The sequence below is a fragment of the Pseudomonas sp. genome, assembly GCF_002796985.1.
Lineage (GTDB): Bacteria > Pseudomonadota > Gammaproteobacteria > Pseudomonadales > Pseudomonadaceae > Pseudomonas.
This window is the reverse complement of sequence record NZ_PEKX01000001.1, coordinates 14,283-33,390: the sequence shown is the minus strand read 5'-3', so window position 1 is coordinate 33,390 and position 19,108 is coordinate 14,283. Positions and strand designations below refer to the sequence as shown.

The window sequence follows — 19,108 nt, the reverse complement described above, 5'->3', positions numbered from 1 at the left end:
AGCCGGCGACGCCTCCCCAGGCCTCCGGCTGCGCGTAGCGAGGGGGCTAAGATAGCACAGCGCCCGCAGGGGAACAGCGGGCGGCCTGACGGGGAGGTCCCTTGAGTATTCGTGACTGGCCTGCGGCGGAGCGCCCGCGGGAGAAACTCCTCGAAAGGGGAGCGGCGAGCCTGAGCGACGCCGAATTACTGGCCATCTTTCTACGCACGGGTGTGGTTGGCTGCAGCGCCGTCGATCTGGCGCGACGCTTGCTGAGCGAGTTCGGCAGCTTGCGCGCGCTGCTGGAGGCCGACCTGGATTCGTTCTGCAGCCATCTGGGGCTCGGGGTGGCGAAGTTCGTGCAGCTACAGGCCGTGCTGGAGATTGCCCGCCGCCACCTCGCCGAGCAGATCAGCCGCGCCTCGGCGCTGGAGAGCCCGCAGGCCGTGCGGGACTTCCTCAAGGCCCGCCTGCGCCACGAGCCTCACGAGGTTTTCGCCTGCCTGTTCATGGACAACCGCCATCGGGTGCTGGGCTTCGAGGTGCTGTTCCGCGGCTCCATCGACAGCGCCAGCGTCTACCCGCGGCAGATCGTCAAGCGCGCCCTGGCGCATAACGCGGCGGCGCTGATCCTGACCCACAACCACCCCTCGGGAATCGCCGAGCCGAGCAGCTCCGATCGGCTGCTGACCCGGCGCATCATCGATGCACTGGCGCTGATCGACGTGCGCGTGCTCGATCACTTCATCGTCGGCGATGGCGAGCCGCAATCCATGGCTGAGTTGGGGATGCTCTAGCGGTTGCCCGCTAGAACTGCACCTTCGAGAAGTCCTGGCGGCCAAACGGACTCACCGTGTAGCCCTTGACGTTCTGGCGGGTCAGCACCGAGGCGGTCGGGTGCGCCAGCGGCAGCCACAGCGCCTGCTCGTGGATGATCTGCTGGGCCTGGTGGTACAGCGCGCTGCGCTTGGCCTGGTCGGCCACCGCCTTGCCCTGGCTGATCAGGCCGTCGAGCTTGGCGTCGCAGTAGCGCGCGAAGTTGAGCCCGGATTTGACGCTGGCGCAGGAGAATTGCGGGGTGAGGAAGTTGTCCGGATCGCCGTTGTCGCCGGCCCAGCCCATGAACAGCAGGTCATGCTCGCCGGCCTTGGCGCGGCGGATCAGTTCGCCCCACTCGATGACGCGGATCTCGGCCTGGATGCCGATCTGCGCCAGGTCCGCCTGCAGCAGTTGCGCGCCGACGCTGGGGTTGGGGTTGAGCAGGCTGCCGGCCGGGCGGGTCCAGATAGTGGTCTTGAAGCCGTCCTGGTGCCCGGCTTCGGCCAGCAGCGCACGGGCCTTGTCCAGGTCGCGAGGGTAGCCGGGGATATCCTTGGCATAGCTCCAGGTGTTGGGCGGGTAGACGCCATCGGCGGCGATGGCGCTGCCGGCGAACACGCTCTTGAGGTAGGTGCCCTTGTCGAAGGCGAGGTTGATCGCCTGGCGTACCTTGGGGTTGTCCAGCGGTGGGTGCTGGCTGTTGATGCCGACGAAGGCGGTCATGAAGGCCGGGGTCTGCTCAACCTTGAGATCGGCGCTTTTCTGCGCCGCTTCGACGTCCAGCGGCTTGGGCGACAGGGCGATCTGGCACTCCCCGCGCTTGAGCTTCTGCAGGCGCACGCTGGCGTCCGGGGTGATGGCGAACACCAGGTTATCCACAGCCGGCTTGCCGCCAAAGTACGTGGCATTGGCGGCGTAGCGCACCACGGCGTCCTTCTGGAAGCGCTTGAAGACGAAGGGGCCGGTGCCGATCGGTTGGGCGTTGAGCTTCTCCGGGGTGCCGGCCTTCATCAGCTGGTCGGCGTATTCGGCGGAGTAGATGGAGGCGAAGCCCATGCTGAGCATGGCCAGGAAGGTGGCGTCCGGGTGGTTGAGGCTGAAGCGCACGTGGTGCTCATCGACCTTCTCCACGGCCTTGACCAGGCTCGGCAGCTGCATCGACTGGGCGTGGGGGAAGCCGCTCTGCGCGACCTTGTGCCAGGGTTGGGCCGGGTCGAGCATGCGCTGGAAGCTGAACACCACGTCGTCGGCGGCCAGCGTGCGGCTCGGCTTGAAGTAATCGGTGTGATGGAAGGCCACGCCGTCGCGCAGCTGGAAGTCATAGGTCAGGCCGTCGTCGGAGACCTTCCAGCTCTCGGCCAGGCTCGGCACCACTTCGCCGCGCGCGGCGTCGAAATCCACCAGGCGGTTCATCAGCGCGTCGGCCGAGGCATTGGTGGTGGTCAGCGAGTTGTACTGGACCACGTCGAAGCCCTCGGGGCTGGCTTCGGTGCACACGCTCAGCGAAGCGGCGCTGGCGAGGGCAGGGGAAAGAAGGAGGGCGAGAAGGGCAAGACGCATGACGGACTCCGTGTGAGCTGGCAAGATGCCCATCCGTGCGGCTGGGCGGGGTCATGCAAGGCTGTTGGCAGCCTCGAAGGAGCTACCCTAGACCAAGCCGTCGTCTGTCACAACGATGACAGGCGACGAACGGCACCAGTGCCACGGCCCGCGGGGGCTGGCGTCGGGTTTTCCGAGCCATGCTTTCCCTTGCAGCGGGAAGTGTCTTTCTGATATAAAGCTGCGCTCTTTTCTGGGGCCCTGCTCTGATCCTGCGACTCGATCGCGGCGAAGCGGCAGTTAAGACCTCGGTGAAACTGAGAATCCTATTGAGTTAAGCAGCCAACCCATGCCGGGTTTGGCATGTGGTTTATAGAGGGCTGAGCCATGTCGAGAGTTTGCCAAGTGACCGGTAAGGGTCCGGTTACCGGGAATAACATTTCCCACGCACACAACAAAACCCGTCGCCGTTTCCTGCCGAACCTGCAGCACCACCGTTTCTGGGTAGAAGCCGAGAAGCGTTTCGTGCGTCTGCGCGTTTCCGCTAAAGGTATGCGTATCATCGACAAGCGTGGCATCGAGGCCGTTCTGAACGACCTGCGCGCCCGCGGCGAAAAATTCTAAGGAGCTGCAGTCATGCGTGAACTGATCCGTTTGGTGTCCAGCGCCGGTACCGGCCACTTCTACACCACCGACAAGAACAAGCGCACCAAGCCTGAGAAAATCGAGATCAAGAAATTCGATCCGGTTGTTCGCAAGCACGTGATCTACAAGGAAGCCAAGATCAAGTAATTGATCTTCGCCCTTGTGAAGAAACCCGCCCTCCGTGGCGGGTTTTTTCTTGCCTGCGGCTTTTCGTTCTGACGATCGCCGAGGCGAAAAAAAGCCCGCCAATTGGCGGGCTTTTTCATGCCTGGGTGATCAGGCCTTCTGTTCGAAGATCACGTAGACCTTGCGGCAGGGCTCCAGCACTTCCCAGGTGCCGCTGAAGCCGGCCGGGATCACGAAGCGGTCGCCGACGCGCACGGTCTTGGCACCGCCGTTGGCATCACGAATCACCGATACGCCCTGGAGAATCTCGCAGTACTCGTGCTCGGTGTAGCTGACATTCCAGTGGCCCGGCTCGCCTTCCCAGATGCCCACGTTGAACTGGCCACACTCGCTGGCGTAGTGGTTGCGAACGCTCTGTGCCGGGTCACCCTTGATGATGCGGTCCGGGGCGGGGCGGTAGTGTTCGGGGGCGGTGGTGGCCTGGGCGAAATCGACGATCTGCTCGACGTTCATGGCGGTCTCGGTTCTTTAGAGTTGTTGGCGAGAGTGCGTGCGGGCACGCGCAGCGCTGTTGGATATTTACTCCGACGCGGCTGTCGGAAAACCATCAGCCGACGAATCAGGGCAGTCTATGTTTAATAAAACGAACGTGACAAGGCTATTTGGCCGCTTAGTGTAAAAAATATTGAAAATCGGCTGCCTCCGGTTTAGGGTGGCCAACAGCATGCGTTTGCTCCGCCTTGCGGAATATTTGACAGTGCGCCCGTCGGGCGCCTGTACCTGATAAGTACATTAATAAGAGGACACGTTGTCATGGGTACCCTCACTCGCGCCGATTGGGAAGCTCGCGCCAAGGATCTGAAGATCGAAGGCCGCGCCTTCGTCAACGGTGAATACGTCGACGCCGCATCCGGCGCCACCTTCGATTGCCTCAGCCCTGTGGATGGCCGCTTCCTGGCCAAGGTTGCCAGCTGCGACCTGGCCGATGCCGAACGTGCCGTGCAGGTTGCCCGTGCCACCTTCGATTCCGGCGTCTGGTCGCGCATGGCTCCGGCCAAGCGCAAGAAGGTCATGATCCGCTTCTCCGAGCTGCTGCTGGAGAACGCCGAGGAACTGGCCCTGCTGGAAACCCTCGACATGGGCAAGCCGATCAGCGACTCGCTGAACGTCGACGTCTCCGGTGCGGCCAACAGCCTGCGCTGGAGCGCCGAGGCCATCGACAAGATCTACGACGAAGTCGCCGCTACCCCGCACAACGAGCTGGGTCTGGTGACCCGCGAGCCGGTCGGTGTGGTTGCCGCCATCGTGCCGTGGAACTTCCCCCTGCTGATGTCCTGCTGGAAACTCGGCCCGGCCCTGACCACCGGTAACTCGGTGATCCTCAAGCCTTCCGAAAAGTCCCCGCTGACCGGTATCCGCGTCGCCCAGCTGGCCATCGAGGCCGGTATCCCGAAAGGCGTGTTCAACGTCCTGCCGGGCTTCGGCCACACCGTGGGCAAGGCCCTGGCCCTGCACATGGACGTCGACACCCTGGTGTTCACCGGTTCGACCAAGATCGCCAAGCAGCTGATGGTCTACGCCGGCGAATCCAACATGAAGCGCGTCTGGCTGGAAGCCGGTGGCAAGAGCCCGAACATCGTCTTCGCTGACGCCCCGGACCTGAAAGCCGCCGCCGAAGCCGCCGCCAGCGCCATCGCCTTCAACCAGGGAGAAGTCTGCACCGCCGGCTCGCGCCTGCTGGTGGAGAAGTCGATCAAGGCTGAGTTCGTGCCGATGGTCGTCGAAGCCATCAAGGCCTGGAAGCCGGGCAACCCGCTGGACCCGGAAACCAACGTCGGTGCGCTGGTCGACACCACCCAGATGAACAACGTGCTGAGCTACATCCAGGCTGGCCACGACGACGGCGCCAAGCTGGTGGCCGGCGGCAAGCGCACCCTGGAAGAGACCGGCGGCACCTACGTTGAGCCGACCATCTTCGACGGCGTGACCAACGCCATGCGCATCGCCCGTGAAGAGATCTTCGGCCCGGTGCTGTCGGTCATCGAGTTCACCGATGCCGAAGAAGCCGTGCGCATCGCCAACGACACCCCGTACGGCCTCGCCGCTGCGGTGTGGACCAGCGATCTGTCCAAGGCTCACCTGACCGCCAAGGCGCTGCGCGCCGGCAGCGTGTGGGTAAACCAGTACGACGGCGGCGATATGACCGCTCCGTTCGGTGGCTTCAAGCAGTCGGGCAACGGCCGCGACAAGTCGCTGCATGCGTTCGACAAGTACACCGAACTGAAGGCTACCTGGATCAAACTCTGATCCTCGGCTGAAGCAGGTCGGCCCCGAGTCAGGGGCCGGCTCTGACCAAGAGCCACACCCGCGGCCGGGTTTCCCTCAGGGAAGCCTGGCCGCTGTGCATTGCGCATCGGGCACCCTCGCGCCTGGCGTGCGCTCCGGATGGAACGGGAGAAAGACAATGCGTTGGGGTCCGTATTTCGCTGTTTGTGCGGCCGTGATCAGCATCGGCCTCGCCCTTGGCCTGACCATGCCGCTGGTCTCGCTGCGCCTGGAAGGCTGGGGTTACGGCAACTTCGCCATCGGCGTCATGGCGTCCACGCCTGCCGTGGGCGTGTTGCTGGGCGCGATGATTGCCGGCCGTCTCGCCGCGCGGGTCGGCACGCCACTGTTGATGCGCATTTGCCTGATCTCAGGAGCCTTCTCGGTCGGCCTGTTGGCGCTGCTGCAGAGCTACCCGATCTGGCTGATCCTGCGCCTGCTGATCGGCGTGCAGCTGACCGTGGTGTTCATCCTCGGTGAGAGTTGGATCAACCAGTTGGCCATCGAGAAATGGCGCGGCCGCCTGGTCGCCCTGTATGGCACCGGTTATGCGCTGAGCCAGCTGTCCGGCCCGGTGCTGCTGACCTTCATCGGTACCGCCGATAACCGTGGCTTCTGGTTCAGTGTCTGCCTGTTGGTGGGCGGTTCCATGCTGCTACTGGGCCGTACTGGTGCACCCAGGGTCGACCCGCACAGCGCCAACGGGCGCGGGCTGTTCGCCTTCTGCGCGCAGTTGCCGGCAATCGCCTGGGCGGTGGTGCTGTTCGCCGGCTTCGAGGCAATGATCCTCACCTTGCTTCCGGTCTACGGCATCCAGCAGGGCTTCACCCAGGCGGTGGCGCTGGCGATGGTCAGCACCGTGGTCGTTGGCGATGCGCTGCTGCAACTTCCCATCGGCTGGCTGGCCGACCGCATCTCCCGGCAGACGCTGTTCAAGGGCTGCGGCATCGTGCTGTTCCTCAGCAGCCTGGCCATGCCGCCACTGCTGCACCACAGCGCCATCTGGCCGGTGCTTGTGCTGTTCGGCGCCAGCGCGGGCGGGCTGTTCACCCTATCGTTGATCCTCATTGGCGAGCGCTACCGCGACGACGCGCTGGTCCGCGCCAACTCGCACATCGCCCAACTGTGGGGTATCGGTTGCCTGATCGGCCCGCTGGCCACGGGTGCGGCCAGCCAGTGGATCAGCGGCCATGCGCTGCCGCTGGTGATGGCGCTCGGTGCCGCCGGGTTCGTGGTGCTGGTGTCCTACCGGGGCTTGCCGCCGGTGATGCAGACGACCGACGAGGAGCTGCAGCAGGAGCGCCCCTAGAGCATCTTCTCCAGCCCGATGGCGCCGGCGATCCACGCGTTGAGTCGGCGCCAGGCGTTGCCCGGTTCACGCTCCAGCGCCACCAGGTGGCCGTTGCGCTCCTCGATCCAGACCAGCTTCGGTGGCTCGCTGTTCGGCTTGATCTTCACCTGGTAGCTGACGTTCGGCGACATACTGGCCAGTACCAGCCGGCGCACCTGGTCGGCCAGTTCCGGGCTGTCGACGATAATGCCGACCTCGGTATTCCACAGCACCGAACGTGGATCGAAGTTCAGCGAGCCGACGAACACCTTCCGCTGGTCGAACACCACCGCCTTGCTGTGCAGGCTGGCGCTGCTCGACCCCCCCACCATCCACGGTGCGCCAGGCAGGCGCTGGTCCGGGTCGGCGCGCAGCTCGTAGAGCTTCACGCCGTGCTCCAGCAGTTCCCGCCGATAGGGCGCATAGCCGGCGTGCACGGCGGGCACGTCGGTTGCTTCGAGCGAGTTGGTCAGCAGGCGCACGCTGACGCCGCGGTCGGCGCGCTGGGTCAGGTACTCGACGCCGGCGCTGGTCGGCACGAAGTACGCCGAGACCAGGATCAGTTCCTTCGACACCCCGTCGAACAGCGGCTGCAGCTGGGTGCTGAGCAGCTGTTCGCCCTTCGGGTCGCCCTGGTCGAGGACTTTCAGCGGGGTGTCCCAGACGGCCTTGCCTGGCGCCCAGACCAGACTGTCCAGCCAGTTCTGCAGATGCGGACGGTCGCTGTTGCGGTTCAGTCGGGCGATATAGCCCGAGCTCTTGACCCGCTCCTTGGCCAGGTAACGATCCAGCTTGCGGCGCAAGTGGTTGAGCTCAGCGAGGTCCGGCTCGCTCCACAGGTAGTCTTCGATGGGCCGGCTGATGCGGCTGTTCCAGTACTGGTCGAAGCTCTGGCCCAGCGACTGCGCCACCGGGCCGACGCCCATCAGGTCGAGATCGCGGAAGTTCATCTCGGCCTTGGCATCGAAGTACTCGTCGCCCAGGTTGCGGCCACCGACGATGGCCACGCTGTTGTCCGCCAGCAGCAGCTTGTTGTGCATCCGCCGGTGCTGTTCGGAGAGGTTGAACAGCCGCCCCATGTTGCGCGTGAAGCCGGTGCTGCGCCCCAGGTGCAGCGGGTTGAACAGGCGCACCTGGATGTTCGGGTGGGCGGCGAGGGTGCCCAGCTCGTAGTCCCAGCCGTCGCTGCTGGTGTCGTCGATGAGGATGCGCACACGCACGCCGCGATCCGCCGCGTGCACCAGCTCGCGGATCAGGGCACGGGTGGTGAGGCCGTCGTGGACGATGTAGTACTGGACGTCGAGGCTGCGCTGGGCCTTGCGGATCAGCTCGGCGCGAGCGAGGAAGGCGTCGACGCTGGAGGCCAGCAGGTGGAAGCCGGACTGGCCGGGATGGGCTGCGGCGCGCTCGCTGATCTGGTTGTCCAGCCGGGTGCCTTGCACTGGCAGAACGTGCGAGGGCTCGGGCGCTGGCGCGCTGGCGCAGCCACCCAGGGCCAGCAGGATCAGCAGGATCAGGCGAGGAAGCAAAGAGGAGTCTCCGACGAGCCCGCCGATGACGGGCTGCGGAAGATTCTAGCCGCGGATCGCGCTGGCGGTCAGCCGCCGAGGGTTTCCTTGAAGCGATACCAGGCCATCCCTAAGGCCAGCAGCGGCGAGCGCAGCAGCTTGCCGCCGGGGAAGGTGATGTGCGGCACCTTGGCGAACAGCTCGAAGCCGCTACCCTGCTGACCGGCGATGGCCTCGGCGAGCAGCTTGCCGGCCAGGTGCGTGGCGTTCACCCCGTGCCCGGCGTAGGCCTGGGCGAAGTACACGTTCGGCTGGTCGGGCAGGCGGCCGATCTGGGGCAGGCGGTTGGCGCCGATGCCGATCATGCCGCCCCACTGGTAGTCGATGCGCACGTTGGCCAGGTGCGGGAACACCTTGAGCATCTTCGGTCGCATGTAGGCGGCGATATCCGCCGGGTCGCGGCCGGAGTAATGGCAGGCGCCGCCGAACAGCAGGCGGTTGTCGGCGGACAGCCGGTAGTAATCCAGCGCCACTCGTTGGTCGCACACGGCCATGTTCTGCGGTAGCAGGGCGTGGGCTTGCTCGGCGGAGAGTGGCTCGGTGGCGATCACGTAGCTGCCGGCGGGCAGTACCTTGCCATCGAGATAGTGGTTCAGGTCGTTCTGGTAGGCGTTGCAGGCGATCACCAGGGACTTGGCGCGTACGCTGCCCTTGGCGGTGCGCACGCGGACTTCGCTGCCGTAATCGATGGCGGTGACGGCAGAGTTCTCGAACAGCTTCACGCCCAGGCTCTGCGCCGCGGCGGCTTCGCCGAGGGCGAGGTTGAGCGGGTGCAGGTGGCCCGAGCCCAAGTCCACCATACCGCCGACATAGAGGTCGGAGCCGACGATGGAGCGCATCTGCTCCTGCGGGATCATGCGCAGTTCGTGGCGGTAGCCGAGGCTTTTCAGTTCGTCGAAATCTTCCTGGAAGCCTTCGACGTCGGCCGGCTTGTTGGCCAGGTCGCAGTAGCCCCAGGTCAGGTCGCAGTCGATGGAGTACTGCTCGACGCGGCGGCGAACGATCTCCACCGCCTCCAGGCCCATCAGCTTCAGCGCATGGACGCCGTCCTTGCCGATCACCGGCTCGAACTGCTCCAGGCCGTGGCCGACCCCACGGATCAACTGACCGCCGTTGCGGCCGCTGGCGCCCCAGCCGATCTGATGGGCTTCCAGCAGGATCACCGAGAGACCGCGCTCGGCCAGTTCGATGGCCGTGTTCAACCCGGAGAAACCACCGCCGATGACGCACACGTCGGCCTTTTCCTCGCCGGCCAGGGGCGCTGCTTCGAGCCGACGATTGACGCTCGCGGCGTAATAGGACGGGGCGTGGCGGTCGGTGTGCACCGGCTGGTGAACGCGGGCGTTCATGTGCGATATCCTGATTTTTGTGTTGTTAAAATTTTACGCAGGATAAACGCCGACTTCCCGCGCAGCCAATAGCCGTGCGGGAAAAAACGCCAGGAAGTTGTAAATAAATCGGGGGGGCTTGCCGCGAACGACGGGGAATCCGTCTGCTTTCAATCCGGGATGGGCAGGGTGAGGCTTTCCTTCACCTCTTCCATCACGATGTAACTCTTGGATTCGCGCACGTGGGGTAGCTTGAGCAGGATGTCGCCCAGCAGCTTGCGGTAGGAGGCCATTTCCGAGATGCGCGCCTTCACCAGGTAGTCGAAGTGGCCCGACACCAGGTGGCACTCCAGCACGTGAGGCAGCTTGAGCACCGAGCGGCGGAAGTCCTCGAAGGTATCGCCGGACTTGTAGTCCAGGCTGATCTCGACGAACACCAGCAGGCTGGCCTTGAGGTACTGCGGGTTCAGCCGGGCGTTGTAGCCCATGATGATCCCCTCGCGCTCCAGCCGGCGCACGCGCTCGGTGCACGGCGTGGTGGAGAGGCCGACGCGCTCGCCCAGTTCGGTGAAGGAGATGCGACCTTCCTCCTGCAGGATGCGCAGGATGTTGCGGTCGATCTTGTCCAGTTCGCGGCGGCTTTGATGCTGGGTTCTCATGGGAAGGACTCTGAAGTCGAGCAATGAGCTTTGGGGGAATGTCGGCAATATAGTCGGTTGTGCAGGGAATATCACTGGCATCCCTTGAACTTCCCGTGCTGGGCGGCCAGCCTGTAGGCCAACGGTTCGTCCTTGCCGATCGAAGCCGGCCGCTTTCCCCAGAGGTTTTCGCATGTCGTTTCCCCGCCTGCGCACCGTTCTCCTGCTGCTGTTGCTGCTCCTGGCAATGGTAGTCGGCGCGGCGTGGCTGACGGTTCCGCGCCTGCTGGCGAGCGCCGGGGTCAGTATCGAGCAGTGGCAGGGGCTGGGCATTTCCCGCCAGGGCCTGACGCTGCAGCGCCTGGCCATCCAGCGCCAGACTCCGGACGGCTCGCGGCTGGCGATCCAGCTGCAGGACCTGCGCGTCGGCTGGCCCGAGCATGAAGACGGTCGCTGGCGCCTGAAGGAGCTGGCAGCCGGCAGCATCGACGTGCGCCAGTGGCCGGGGCAGGGCGTGCCGGAAGAGGACGCCACGCTGCCGGACATCGCCCAGCTCAACCGCTGGCTGGCGCTACTGCCCGGTCGACTGGCGCTCGAGCGTGTCGCCCTCGAATTGCCCTGCGCTCGCGAGCAACGCTGCACGCTTAATGGCAGCGCGCACTGGCAGCAGATCCAGGGCGGCGCTGCGGCACTGGGCGGCGAGTTGCGCCAGGGCGGCCAGCAGCTCGCGTTCAACGGCCTGCTGCAACCCGGCGACGGTCAGTGGCGCCTGCACCTGGACAGCTTCCTCGACAACGAACAACTGCTCACCCTGGATTCCAGCTGGGCGCCCGCCAGCCGCCAGCTCAACGGCGACATTGCCACCCCCGCCGTGCCGCCAGTACAAGCGGTGCGCAACTGGCTGGGCATGTGGCTGCCGACGCCGAACCTGCCGCTGCCGATCCCCGAGGCCGGGCGTTTGCGCCTGAGCTGGGACACCCATCTGGCCGGCAACGCCGCCTGGCCGGACTGGCCGAGCCTGCGTGACGGGCGCGGCAGCATCGATCTCGCCCTGCAACTGCCGCAGCCCTGGCCGCTGCCGGGCGTGGGCAACCTGCAGGGCGACCTGCGGCTGATCGCCAGCGCAACCGATATCGGCTGGCGCCCCACGGTGGTCAGTGGTGACCTGCGTCTTTCCGATCTCTACGGTGACTGGCTGCAAGCGCTGCCGGTCGGCCTGCGCCCGGCGCGCCTGACCCTGCACCTGGAGCCCGGAGTGGAAGAAGAGCTGGGCAGCGTCCGCGCCGACCTGCGCGCCGTGGGCGCCGCCGACCTGCGTTTGCGCTCCCGCGTGGCCCTGCTGGAAGCGACCCCGCTGGCGCTGCAACTGAGCGACTCGCGGCTGGAGGGCAAGATTCCTCACCTGGAAATAGTCGGTCTGCGCGGCGACAACAGCCGCATCGACCTGAGCTTCGACGGCCGAGTCGATCAGCAGTCGGCGAGTTTCAACCTGGCCGATGGCGCGCAAGTGCAGGTCGGCGCGCTGGCCGGTCCGCAGTCCCTCCGGGCCAGCAAGCTCACCGCCACCCTGGGTAAAGGCGCGCTGAGCCTGGGATACGCCAGCGACACGCCGGCTGCCGCCCTGCAATTGAACGCCCCGCTGAAACTGGCCGTGGGCGAGCTGCGCCAGCCCCACGTCAAACCTCTGTCCTGGAATGCCATGGGGACCCTCGCGGCGAGTCTCGACGCCCAGCAGTTCAAGGGCCGGCTGCTCAATAGCGGCGGGCTGAACGCTGAAATCGAGCTGAACAACTCAGTGAAGCAGGGCGTTGCGCTGGTCGCGCGCCAGCCGGAGTTCTTCCTGCGCACCGGCAACCCGCTGGAAAAGTCCCTGGGCGACTGGCCGGGCCTGCTCAGCCTGAACAACGGCAAGGCCAGCCTCGACCTGAACTGGCGCCTGCCGCCGGGCGGTGCGCCGCAGAGTCTCGACCTGAACCTGCGCGGCAGCGGGCTGGAGGGCGTCTACGACCGTAGCGAGGTGCATGGCCTCGACCTGAAGGCGAAATTCGTCCTGAAAGGCTCGCAGATGGAGCTGCAACTGCCGCAGGTGAAAGTCGCCTCGCTCAATCCCGGCGTGACCCTCGGCCCGCTGTCCCTGCAGGGCAATTACAAGGCTTCGCTGTCGGCGCCACGGGCGGGGCGGGTCGACTGGCAGCAAGCGCAGCTCGACTTGTTCAGCGGACGCGCCTGGCTGCCGGCGGGGGCTGTGGATCTTTCCGCCCTCGGCCAGGGTCTGACACTGAAGCTGGAAGGGCTGGCGCTGGAGGCGATCCTCGCGGCCTACCCGGCGGAAGGGCTGACCGGCACCGGCATCCTCGACGGCAACCTGCCGCTGGGGCTGCACGACGGCAAGCTGGTCATTCGCGATGGTGAAATCGCCGCGCGTGAGCCGGGCGTGCTGCAGTTCCGTTCGGAGAAGATCCGCTCGCTGGGCCAGAGCAACCCGGCGATGCAACTGGTGGCCACGGCCATCGATGATTTTCGCTACGACAAGTTGAGCAGCCGCGTGGATTATGCTGAATCGGGCAAGCTGCTCCTCGCCCTGAGCCTGAGCGGGCGCAACCCCGAACTGGAGCAGGGGCGGCCGATCAATCTCAACGTCAACCTGGAGGAGAACGTGCCCAAGCTGCTCACCAGCCTGCAACTGAGCGATCGGGTCAGCGACACCATCCGCAAGCGCGTGCAGGACCGCCTGCGCAACGACCCGGCCGCTGCGCCATGACCGCAAGGAGACCTGAAATGCGCCTTCGCGCCCTGTTCACCCTACTGCTCCTGGCCGGCCTCGCCCAGGGCTGCACGCCTACCGTGCAGCTGGCGGCGCCCAAGGAGCCGATCAACATCAACCTCAACGTGAAGATCGAGCACGAGATCTATATCAAGGTCGACAAGGCGCTCGACGGCATCATCAACGAGAACAGTGGCCTGTTCTGAAAAGGAGCCTTTGCATGAGATTGCACCGCAAACTGGGCGTCGCGCTGGTTGCCCTCTGCCTGAGCCTGCCGGTCATGGCCATGAGCCTGGAGCAGGCGATGTCCGCGCTGGGTGGCGCCAAGTCCCAGGGGTTGGTCGGCGAGCAGGCCGACGGCTACCTGGGTGTCGTGAAGAATGGCGGCGAGGCCGCCGATATCGCCGCGCAGATCAACGCCGCGCGCCGTGCCGAGTACCAGAAGGTCGCCGGGCAGAGCGGCGCCACGCTGAAAGACGTGGAGACCCTGGCTGGCAAGAAGGCCATCGAACGTACGCCATCGGGGCAGTACGTGCAGGTCAACGGCCAATGGGTGCGCAAATAAGCTGACCAAGGGGATTTCCCTGCTCGCCGCCACCTCTGGTGGCGAGTCCGGGGAGTTGCTGCGCAAGCAGGTAATTCCCGTCAGGGAGTGATCCGGCGCGAGAAGTTCCGGCCAACCCCTGGCTGTTCGTTATTTTCTCTGGATCTGGTGAAAAATTCGCCAGATCCTCGACCATTCGGTCTTGGGTGGAAGCGCCCTGAAACTGGTGAATGTCCCTCCGCCAAAGCGCCTTTTGCCAGGAATTTTCGTCAAATACCGCATCGCAATCAGTGAATATCGCTGAGCCTGACTTCCTATACTGCGCGCATCTACGTTCAGAATAAGAAACGTCCGCGCCCTGGCGCGACGTAGGAGGCAAAGATGCGTGTTCTGGTGCTCGGCAGCGGTGTGATCGGTACCGCCAGTGCTTACTATCTCGCCCGTGCCGGCTTCGAAGTGGTGGTCGTCGACCGCCAGCCCGGCCCGGCCCTGGAAACCAGCTTTGCCAACGCAGGGCAGGTGTCCCCTGGCTACGCCTCGCCCTGGGCTGCCCCGGGTATCCCGCTCAAGGCCATGAAGTGGCTGCTGCAGACCCACGCGCCCCTGGCCATCCGCATGACCGGCGATCCCTTCCAGTACGCCTGGATGTGGCAGATGCTGCGCAACTGCAACGCCAAGAGCTACGCGGTGAACAAGGAGCGCATGGTGCGTCTGTCCGAGTACAGCCGTGACTGCCTCGACGAACTGCGCGCCGAAACCGGCATCGGCTACGAATCCCGCTCCCTGGGCACCACCCAGCTGTTCCGCACCCAGGCCCAGCTCGACGCCGCCGCCAAGGACATCTCGGTCCTGGAAAGCACTGGCGTTCCTTATGAGGTGCTCGACCGCGCCGGTATCGCCCGCGTCGAGCCGGCCCTCGCCAAGGTCGCCGACAAGCTGGTCGGCGCCCTGCGCCTGCCCAACGACCAGACCGGCGACTGCCAGATGTTCACCACCAAGCTGGCCGAGATGGCCAAGGCCCTGGGCGTGGAGTTCCGCTTCGGCCAGGACATCCAGCGCCTGGACTTCGCCGGTGACCGCATCAACGGTGTGTGGGTCGATGGCCAACTGGTCACCGCCGATCGCTACGTACTGGCGTTGGGCAGCTACTCGCCGCAGATGCTCAAGCCGCTGGGCATCAACGCCCCAGTGTACCCGCTCAAGGGCTACTCGCTGACCGTGCCGATCACCAATCCGGACATGGCGCCGACCTCGACCATCCTCGACGAGACCTACAAGGTCGCGATCACCCGCTTCGACCAGCGCATCCGCGTCGGCGGCATGGCGGAAATCGCCGGCTTCGACCTGTCGCTGAACCCGCGTCGCCGCGCCACCCTGGAAATGATCACCACCGACCTCTACCCGGAAGGCGGCGACGTCAGCCAGGCGGAGTTCTGGACCGGCCTGCGCCCGGCCACCCCGGACGGCACCCCGATCGTGGGCGGCACCCGCTACCGCAACCTGTTCCTCAATACCGGCCACGGCACCCTGGGCTGGACCATGGCTTGCGGCTCGGGCCGCTACCTCGCCGACCTGATGGCCAAGAAGAGCCCGCAGATCAGCACCGAAGGCCTGGATATCTCCCGCTACGGCTCCACTTCGGAGGTCCAGAATGGCCATCCTGCGCCTGCACACTAACCAGCGGATGAGCCAGGTCGTCGTCCACAACGGCACGGTGTACCTCGCCGGCCAGGTGGCGGACGACCTCTCCGCCGGTGTCGAGCAACAGACCCGCGAAGTCCTCGCCAGCGTCGAGCGCCTGCTCGAAGAGGCTGGCACCGACAAGTCGCGGGTCCTCTCGGCGACCATCTACCTGAAGGACGTCGCCGCCGACTTCGCCGGCATGAACGGCGTCTGGGACCAGTGGGTCCCGCAGGGCTGCGCCCCGGCGCGCGCCACCGTCCAGGCGGCGCTGTGCTACCCGGAAATCCTCGTCGAGGTTTCCATCGTCGCCGCACTGCCCTGATCGTTTTGCGTGGCCCGGCCTGAGCGCCGGGTTTTTTTCGTCTGCCGTTTCGTTCCACCTTGATAAAAAGAGAGCCTTGCCATGCGTCCCGCCCGTGCCCTGATCGATCTCGCCGCCCTGCGCCACAACTACCGCCTGGCCCGTGAAGTCACCGGCGCCCGAGCGCTGGCGGTGGTCAAGGCCGATGCCTACGGCCATGGCGCGGTGGTCTGTGCCCGAGCGCTGGAAGGCGAGGCCGATGGTTTCGCCGTGGCCTGCATCGAAGAAGCGCTGGAACTGCGCCAAGCCGGTATCCGCGCACCGATCCTGCTGCTCGAAGGCTTCTTCGAAGCGAGCGAGCTGGAACTGATCGACACCCATGACTTCTGGTGCGTGGTGCACTCGGCCTGGCAGCTGGAAGCTATCGAGCGCGCCCGCCCGAGCAAGCCGCTGACCGTCTGGCTGAAGATGGACTCGGGCATGCACCGCGTCGGCTTCTTCCCGCAGGACTACGCCGCTGCGCTGGCACGCCTGAAGGCGCTGCCCCAGGTGGCCAAGGTTGTGCTGATGAGTCACTTCTCCCGCGCCGACGAGCTGGACTGTGCGCGCACCGAAGAGCAGGTCGCTGCCTTCCAGGCCGTGCGCGAAGCCGCCGGCCAGGGCCACGAGATCAGTCTGCGCAACTCCCCCGGCATCCTCGGTTGGTCCGAGGTGCCCAGCGACTGGGTGCGCCCCGGCATCATGCTCTACGGCGCCACCCCCTTCGAACAGGCGCACCCGCTGGCCGACCAGTTGCGCCCGGTGATGACCCTGGAATCCCAGGTCATCAGCATCCGCGAACTGCCGGCCGGCGAGCCGGTGGGCTATGGCGCGCGGTTCATCGCTGACCGCCCGGTACGCGTCGGCGTGGTCGCCATGGGGTATGCCGACGGCTATCCGCGCCACGCGCCGGACGGCACGCCGGTGTTCATCGACGGTCAGCCGAGCCGCATCATCGGCCGCGTGTCCATGGACATGCTCACCGTGGACCTCACTGATCTGCCGCAGGCCGGCCTGGGCAGCCGCGTCGAGCTCTGGGGCCCGAACGTGCCCGCCAGCCAGCTCGCCTCCCTGTGCGGCAGCATTCCTTATCAGCTGTTCTGCAACCTCAAGCGCGTACCGCGGGTCTACTCCGGCGAGTGACGGAGACCACCCGTAAAGTTTGCGCAGGATCGACAGGCGATCTGTTGTAAATACTGAACGGTGTTGCCATGATACGTGGCACTTGGAACCCGCTCGGCTCAAGCCGTTGGCGGGTTCTGCCTTTCAGAGCCTGCCTGATCACAAGAATAAGGAGGACCCCACCCTTGGACGTCGGTGCTCGTCTGCAAGCCATCCGTAAAGTCAAAGGTTTGTCCCAGCGCGAACTCGCCAAACGGGCGGGTGTAACCAACAGCACAATCTCGATGATCGAGAAGAACAGCGTCAGCCCCTCCATCAGCTCGCTGAAGAAAGTGCTGGGTGGTATTCCGATGTCCCTCGTGGAGTTCTTCTCCCTGGACCTGGAACAGAGCAGCAACACCCCGGTGGTCTACAAGGCGGACGAACTCAGCGACCTGTCCAGTGGCTCGATCATCATGAAACTGATCGGCAAGGACTACCCCAGTCGCGCCATCACCCTGCTCGATGAGACCTACCCGCCGGGCTCCGATACCGGTGACGACATGTACGCCCACGAAGGCGAAGAGACCGGCGTGCTGGTCGAGGGCCGTCTGGAGCTGACCGTCGGCGACGAGACCTTCGTCCTCGAATGTGGCGACAGCTACTATTTCGACAGCACCAAGCCGCACCGCTTCCGCAATCCGTTCGAAGCCCCGGCGCGGCTGATCAGCGCGACCACACCGGCAAATTTTTGAACAGCCGGTAGGACCGGCCAGATCAGCTGCGACCTAATGCCGCAATGCCCGGTAAGAAAGCCCGGCAAGGTGGCGCAATGGTTTCGAGCTTCGAAGCTTTGCCGTTATACTTGCGCCCGCTCGCGCGGCCCGAGACTGTGACTGCACCGCGACTGGGCGTGATAAGCCACGATGAGGGTGAAAGGGTGAACCTGATTAGAAAAATCCTGGCAGCCCAAGCTGCCGTACTGGCCCTGTGGGCAGTGAGCGTTCAGGCCGCGACCAACGATGACGCCATCGCCAAGCGTCTCGAACCTGTCGGCAAAGTCTGCGTCCAGGGCAAGGAATGTGAAGGCGTTGGCGCCGTTGCTTCCGCTGGCGGCGGCGGTGCTCCACGTTCGGGTGAGGAGATTGTCGGCAAGGTCTGCACCACCTGCCACGGTAGCGGCCTGCTGGGCGCACCGAAAGTCGGCGACAAGGCTGACTGGGGCAAGCGTGCCAAAGAGCAGGGCGGTATCGACGGCCTGCTGGCCAAGGCCATCTCGGGTTTCAACGCCATGCCGCCCAAAGGCACCTGCGCTGATTGCTCCGACGACGAGCTGAAAGCTGCGATTCACCACATGTCCGGCCTGTAATAGTCGACCTGTGCGAAAGAGCCGCCCTTGGGCGGCTTTTTCATGCCTGCGATTTCTCCCTCCCGCTGCCTTTTCGCCAACTTGCACCAGGCTCCCGAGGGTAGGCGCCGGGCCGGAGGCGCGGGACTAGCAGCAGTGATGCCGGGCGAGCGGGCATGAAAAAAGGCGGGCCCTGTCGGTGCCCGCCTTTCTCGTGGAGCGGTGGATCAGTCTTCGAGGAACTCGACCTGACCATTGGTCAGGGACTTCACTCGGGCCAGGGATTCCACCCGGTAGCCTTCGCTTTCCAGCAGGGCGCGGCCTTCCTGGAAGGACTTCTCGATGACGATGCCCAGGCCCGCGATGCTGGCGCCGGCCTGCTGGATCAGATCGATCAGCGCCTTGGCGGCATGGCCGTTGGCGAGGAAGTCGTCCACCACCAGCACATGGTCGGCGGCGGTCAGGTGCTTGGCGGAAATGGCGATGGTGCTTTCGGTCTGCTTGGTGAAGGAGAAGACCTTGGAGATCAGCAGGTCGTTCTTCAGCGTCAGCGACTGGAACTTGCGGGCGAAGATCACCGGGATACCCAGCTCGAGGCCGGCCATGACTGCCGGGGCGATACCCGAGGCCTCGATGGTGACGATCTTGGTGATGCCCTGGTTCTTGAAGCGTTCGGCAAACTCGTGGCCGATCAACTTCATCAGCGCCGGGTCGATCTGGTGATTGAGGAAGGCGTCTACCTTGAGGACCTGTTCGGAAAGAACGATGCCTTCGCTGCGAATTTTGTCTTTGAGAGTGTTCACGGGGGTGCTTCCGGAGCGGCTGTCGCTGATGAAGCGCGTAATTCTACAACGCCAGTGGCCATCTGCGCGACGTTCCGACCAATGCAATTGCTGATCGAATGGACAGTTTTTCGATGGGCGGGAGCTTGAAGGACCGCCTCTCGGGGAATCCGTGCCGGGGCTTTCCCCTCACCCCAGCCCTGGCTGCGCGCCCCGCTCCTGAGGGAAAGGGAACCGTCCGAACCGGCT

General features: G+C 65.1%; 19 protein-coding genes. 13 read left to right on the top strand and 6 right to left on the bottom strand.

Annotation, left to right across the window (positions count from 1 at the left end; genetic code table 11):
- The first annotated feature begins 101 nt into the window (after window positions 1-101).
- Window positions 102-776, top strand: coding sequence for a DNA repair protein RadC (gene radC, locus CTR55_RS00160; protein ID WP_296283441.1), 675 nt, complete (start codon window positions 102-104; stop codon window positions 774-776).
- A gap of 10 nt (window positions 777-786) precedes the next feature.
- Here radC and CTR55_RS00155 read toward each other — a convergent pair whose 3' ends face one another.
- On the bottom strand, window positions 787-2,358 hold the full coding sequence (locus CTR55_RS00155; protein ID WP_296283439.1) for an ABC transporter substrate-binding protein: 1,572 nt from the start codon (window positions 2,356-2,358) through the stop codon (window positions 787-789).
- A gap of 366 nt (window positions 2,359-2,724) precedes the next feature.
- On the opposite strand from CTR55_RS00155, the gene rpmB reads away from it, so the two are divergent.
- On the top strand, window positions 2,725-2,961 hold the full coding sequence (gene rpmB / locus CTR55_RS00150; RefSeq protein WP_184596581.1) for a 50S ribosomal protein L28: 237 nt from the start codon (window positions 2,725-2,727) through the stop codon (window positions 2,959-2,961).
- 12 nt (window positions 2,962-2,973) lie between these two features.
- Entirely contained in the window at window positions 2,974-3,129 is a 156-nt protein-coding gene (gene rpmG, locus CTR55_RS00145) for a 50S ribosomal protein L33 (protein ID WP_009614117.1), read from the top strand.
- A gap of 129 nt (window positions 3,130-3,258) precedes the next feature.
- On the opposite strand, the gene CTR55_RS00140 is transcribed toward rpmG, so the two are convergent.
- Window positions 3,259-3,621: a cupin domain-containing protein gene (locus CTR55_RS00140; RefSeq protein ID WP_296283436.1), complete on the bottom strand. Its 363-nt coding sequence runs from the start codon at window positions 3,619-3,621 to the stop codon at window positions 3,259-3,261.
- A gap of 300 nt (window positions 3,622-3,921) precedes the next feature.
- Between CTR55_RS00140 and CTR55_RS00135 the strand changes: the two genes are divergently transcribed.
- Entirely contained in the window at window positions 3,922-5,415 is a 1,494-nt protein-coding gene (locus tag CTR55_RS00135) for an aldehyde dehydrogenase (protein ID WP_296283435.1), read from the top strand.
- A 157-nt stretch (window positions 5,416-5,572) separates the two neighbouring features.
- Window positions 5,573-6,742: an MFS transporter gene (locus CTR55_RS00130; protein WP_296283433.1), complete on the top strand. Its 1,170-nt coding sequence runs from the start codon at window positions 5,573-5,575 to the stop codon at window positions 6,740-6,742.
- Here the strand turns inward: CTR55_RS00130 and CTR55_RS00125 are convergent.
- The 3 genes from CTR55_RS00125 to dadR form a co-directional block, all read right to left on the bottom strand.
- On the bottom strand, window positions 6,739-8,292 hold the full coding sequence (locus CTR55_RS00125) for a phospholipase D family protein (protein WP_296283432.1): 1,554 nt from the start codon (window positions 8,290-8,292) through the stop codon (window positions 6,739-6,741). The two genes, CTR55_RS00130 and CTR55_RS00125, sit on opposite strands and share 4 nt — an antisense overlap.
- Window positions 8,293-8,360: 68 nt before the next feature.
- Complete coding sequence (locus CTR55_RS00120) at window positions 8,361-9,680, bottom strand: FAD-binding oxidoreductase (protein WP_296283431.1); 1,320 nt, start codon at window positions 9,678-9,680, stop codon at window positions 8,361-8,363.
- Between the two features lie 149 nt (window positions 9,681-9,829).
- Window positions 9,830-10,318 carry a transcriptional regulator DadR gene (dadR, locus tag CTR55_RS00115; protein ID WP_015479539.1) on the bottom strand — a complete coding sequence of 163 codons (489 nt, stop codon included), beginning with the start codon at window positions 10,316-10,318 and terminating at the stop codon, window positions 9,830-9,832.
- A gap of 172 nt (window positions 10,319-10,490) precedes the next feature.
- Between dadR and CTR55_RS00110 the strand changes: the two genes are divergently transcribed.
- The 8 genes from CTR55_RS00110 (at window position 10,491) to CTR55_RS00075 (ending at window position 18,098) form a co-directional block, all read left to right on the top strand.
- The gene (locus CTR55_RS00110) at window positions 10,491-13,058 is read left to right on the top strand and encodes a YdbH domain-containing protein (RefSeq protein ID WP_296283430.1); all 2,568 of its coding nucleotides are present in this window, start codon (window positions 10,491-10,493) and stop codon (window positions 13,056-13,058) included.
- 17 nt (window positions 13,059-13,075) lie between these two features.
- Window positions 13,076-13,267, top strand: coding sequence for a YnbE family lipoprotein (locus CTR55_RS00105; protein ID WP_296283428.1), 192 nt, complete (start codon window positions 13,076-13,078; stop codon window positions 13,265-13,267).
- A 14-nt stretch (window positions 13,268-13,281) separates the two neighbouring features.
- Complete coding sequence (locus tag CTR55_RS00100; RefSeq protein WP_296283427.1) at window positions 13,282-13,626, top strand: YdbL family protein; 345 nt, start codon at window positions 13,282-13,284, stop codon at window positions 13,624-13,626.
- Window positions 13,627-13,986: 360 nt separating this feature from the next.
- Complete coding sequence (gene dadA, locus CTR55_RS00095) at window positions 13,987-15,282, top strand: D-amino acid dehydrogenase (RefSeq protein WP_296283426.1); 1,296 nt, start codon at window positions 13,987-13,989, stop codon at window positions 15,280-15,282.
- Window positions 15,257-15,610, top strand: coding sequence for a RidA family protein (locus CTR55_RS00090; protein WP_081515166.1), 354 nt, complete (start codon window positions 15,257-15,259; stop codon window positions 15,608-15,610). The genes dadA and CTR55_RS00090 overlap by 26 nt, the downstream gene beginning before the upstream one ends.
- Before the next feature lie 81 nt (window positions 15,611-15,691).
- Complete coding sequence (alr, locus tag CTR55_RS00085; RefSeq protein WP_296283425.1) at window positions 15,692-16,771, top strand: alanine racemase; 1,080 nt, start codon at window positions 15,692-15,694, stop codon at window positions 16,769-16,771.
- 164 nt (window positions 16,772-16,935) lie between these two features.
- Window positions 16,936-17,484, top strand: a complete 549-nt coding sequence (locus tag CTR55_RS00080) for a cupin domain-containing protein (protein WP_138217086.1) — start codon at window positions 16,936-16,938, stop codon at window positions 17,482-17,484.
- A 185-nt stretch (window positions 17,485-17,669) separates the two neighbouring features.
- Window positions 17,670-18,098 carry a cytochrome c5 family protein gene (locus CTR55_RS00075; protein ID WP_363710329.1) on the top strand — a complete coding sequence of 143 codons (429 nt, stop codon included), beginning with the start codon at window positions 17,670-17,672 and terminating at the stop codon, window positions 18,096-18,098.
- 206 nt (window positions 18,099-18,304) lie between these two features.
- Here CTR55_RS00075 and CTR55_RS00070 read toward each other — a convergent pair whose 3' ends face one another.
- Entirely contained in the window at window positions 18,305-18,880 is a 576-nt protein-coding gene (locus CTR55_RS00070) for a xanthine phosphoribosyltransferase (RefSeq protein ID WP_296283424.1), read from the bottom strand.
- Window positions 18,881-19,108 lie beyond the last annotated feature (228 nt).

Excerpts from the sequence above, each read along its gene's own strand:
- CTR55_RS00155 (WP_296283439.1), bottom strand. The coding sequence starts at position 2,358 with ATGCGTCTTGCCCTTCTCGCCCTCCTTCTTTCCCCTGCCCTCGCCAGC.
- rpmB (WP_184596581.1), top strand. The coding sequence starts at position 2,725 with ATGTCGAGAGTTTGCCAAGTGACCGGTAAGGGTCCGGTTACCGGGAAT.
- rpmG (WP_009614117.1), top strand. The coding sequence starts at position 2,974 with ATGCGTGAACTGATCCGTTTGGTGTCCAGCGCCGGTACCGGCCACTTC.
- CTR55_RS00140 (WP_296283436.1), bottom strand. The coding sequence starts at position 3,621 with ATGAACGTCGAGCAGATCGTCGATTTCGCCCAGGCCACCACCGCCCCC.
- CTR55_RS00135 (WP_296283435.1), top strand. The coding sequence starts at position 3,922 with ATGGGTACCCTCACTCGCGCCGATTGGGAAGCTCGCGCCAAGGATCTG.
- CTR55_RS00130 (WP_296283433.1), top strand. The coding sequence starts at position 5,573 with ATGCGTTGGGGTCCGTATTTCGCTGTTTGTGCGGCCGTGATCAGCATC.
- CTR55_RS00120 (WP_296283431.1), bottom strand. The coding sequence starts at position 9,680 with ATGAACGCCCGCGTTCACCAGCCGGTGCACACCGACCGCCACGCCCCG.
- dadR (WP_015479539.1), bottom strand. The coding sequence starts at position 10,318 with ATGAGAACCCAGCATCAAAGCCGCCGCGAACTGGACAAGATCGACCGC.
- CTR55_RS00110 (WP_296283430.1), top strand. The coding sequence starts at position 10,491 with ATGTCGTTTCCCCGCCTGCGCACCGTTCTCCTGCTGCTGTTGCTGCTC.
- CTR55_RS00105 (WP_296283428.1), top strand. The coding sequence starts at position 13,076 with ATGCGCCTTCGCGCCCTGTTCACCCTACTGCTCCTGGCCGGCCTCGCC.
- CTR55_RS00100 (WP_296283427.1), top strand. The coding sequence starts at position 13,282 with ATGAGATTGCACCGCAAACTGGGCGTCGCGCTGGTTGCCCTCTGCCTG.
- dadA (WP_296283426.1), top strand. The coding sequence starts at position 13,987 with ATGCGTGTTCTGGTGCTCGGCAGCGGTGTGATCGGTACCGCCAGTGCT.
- CTR55_RS00090 (WP_081515166.1), top strand. The coding sequence starts at position 15,257 with ATGGCCATCCTGCGCCTGCACACTAACCAGCGGATGAGCCAGGTCGTC.
- alr (WP_296283425.1), top strand. The coding sequence starts at position 15,692 with ATGCGTCCCGCCCGTGCCCTGATCGATCTCGCCGCCCTGCGCCACAAC.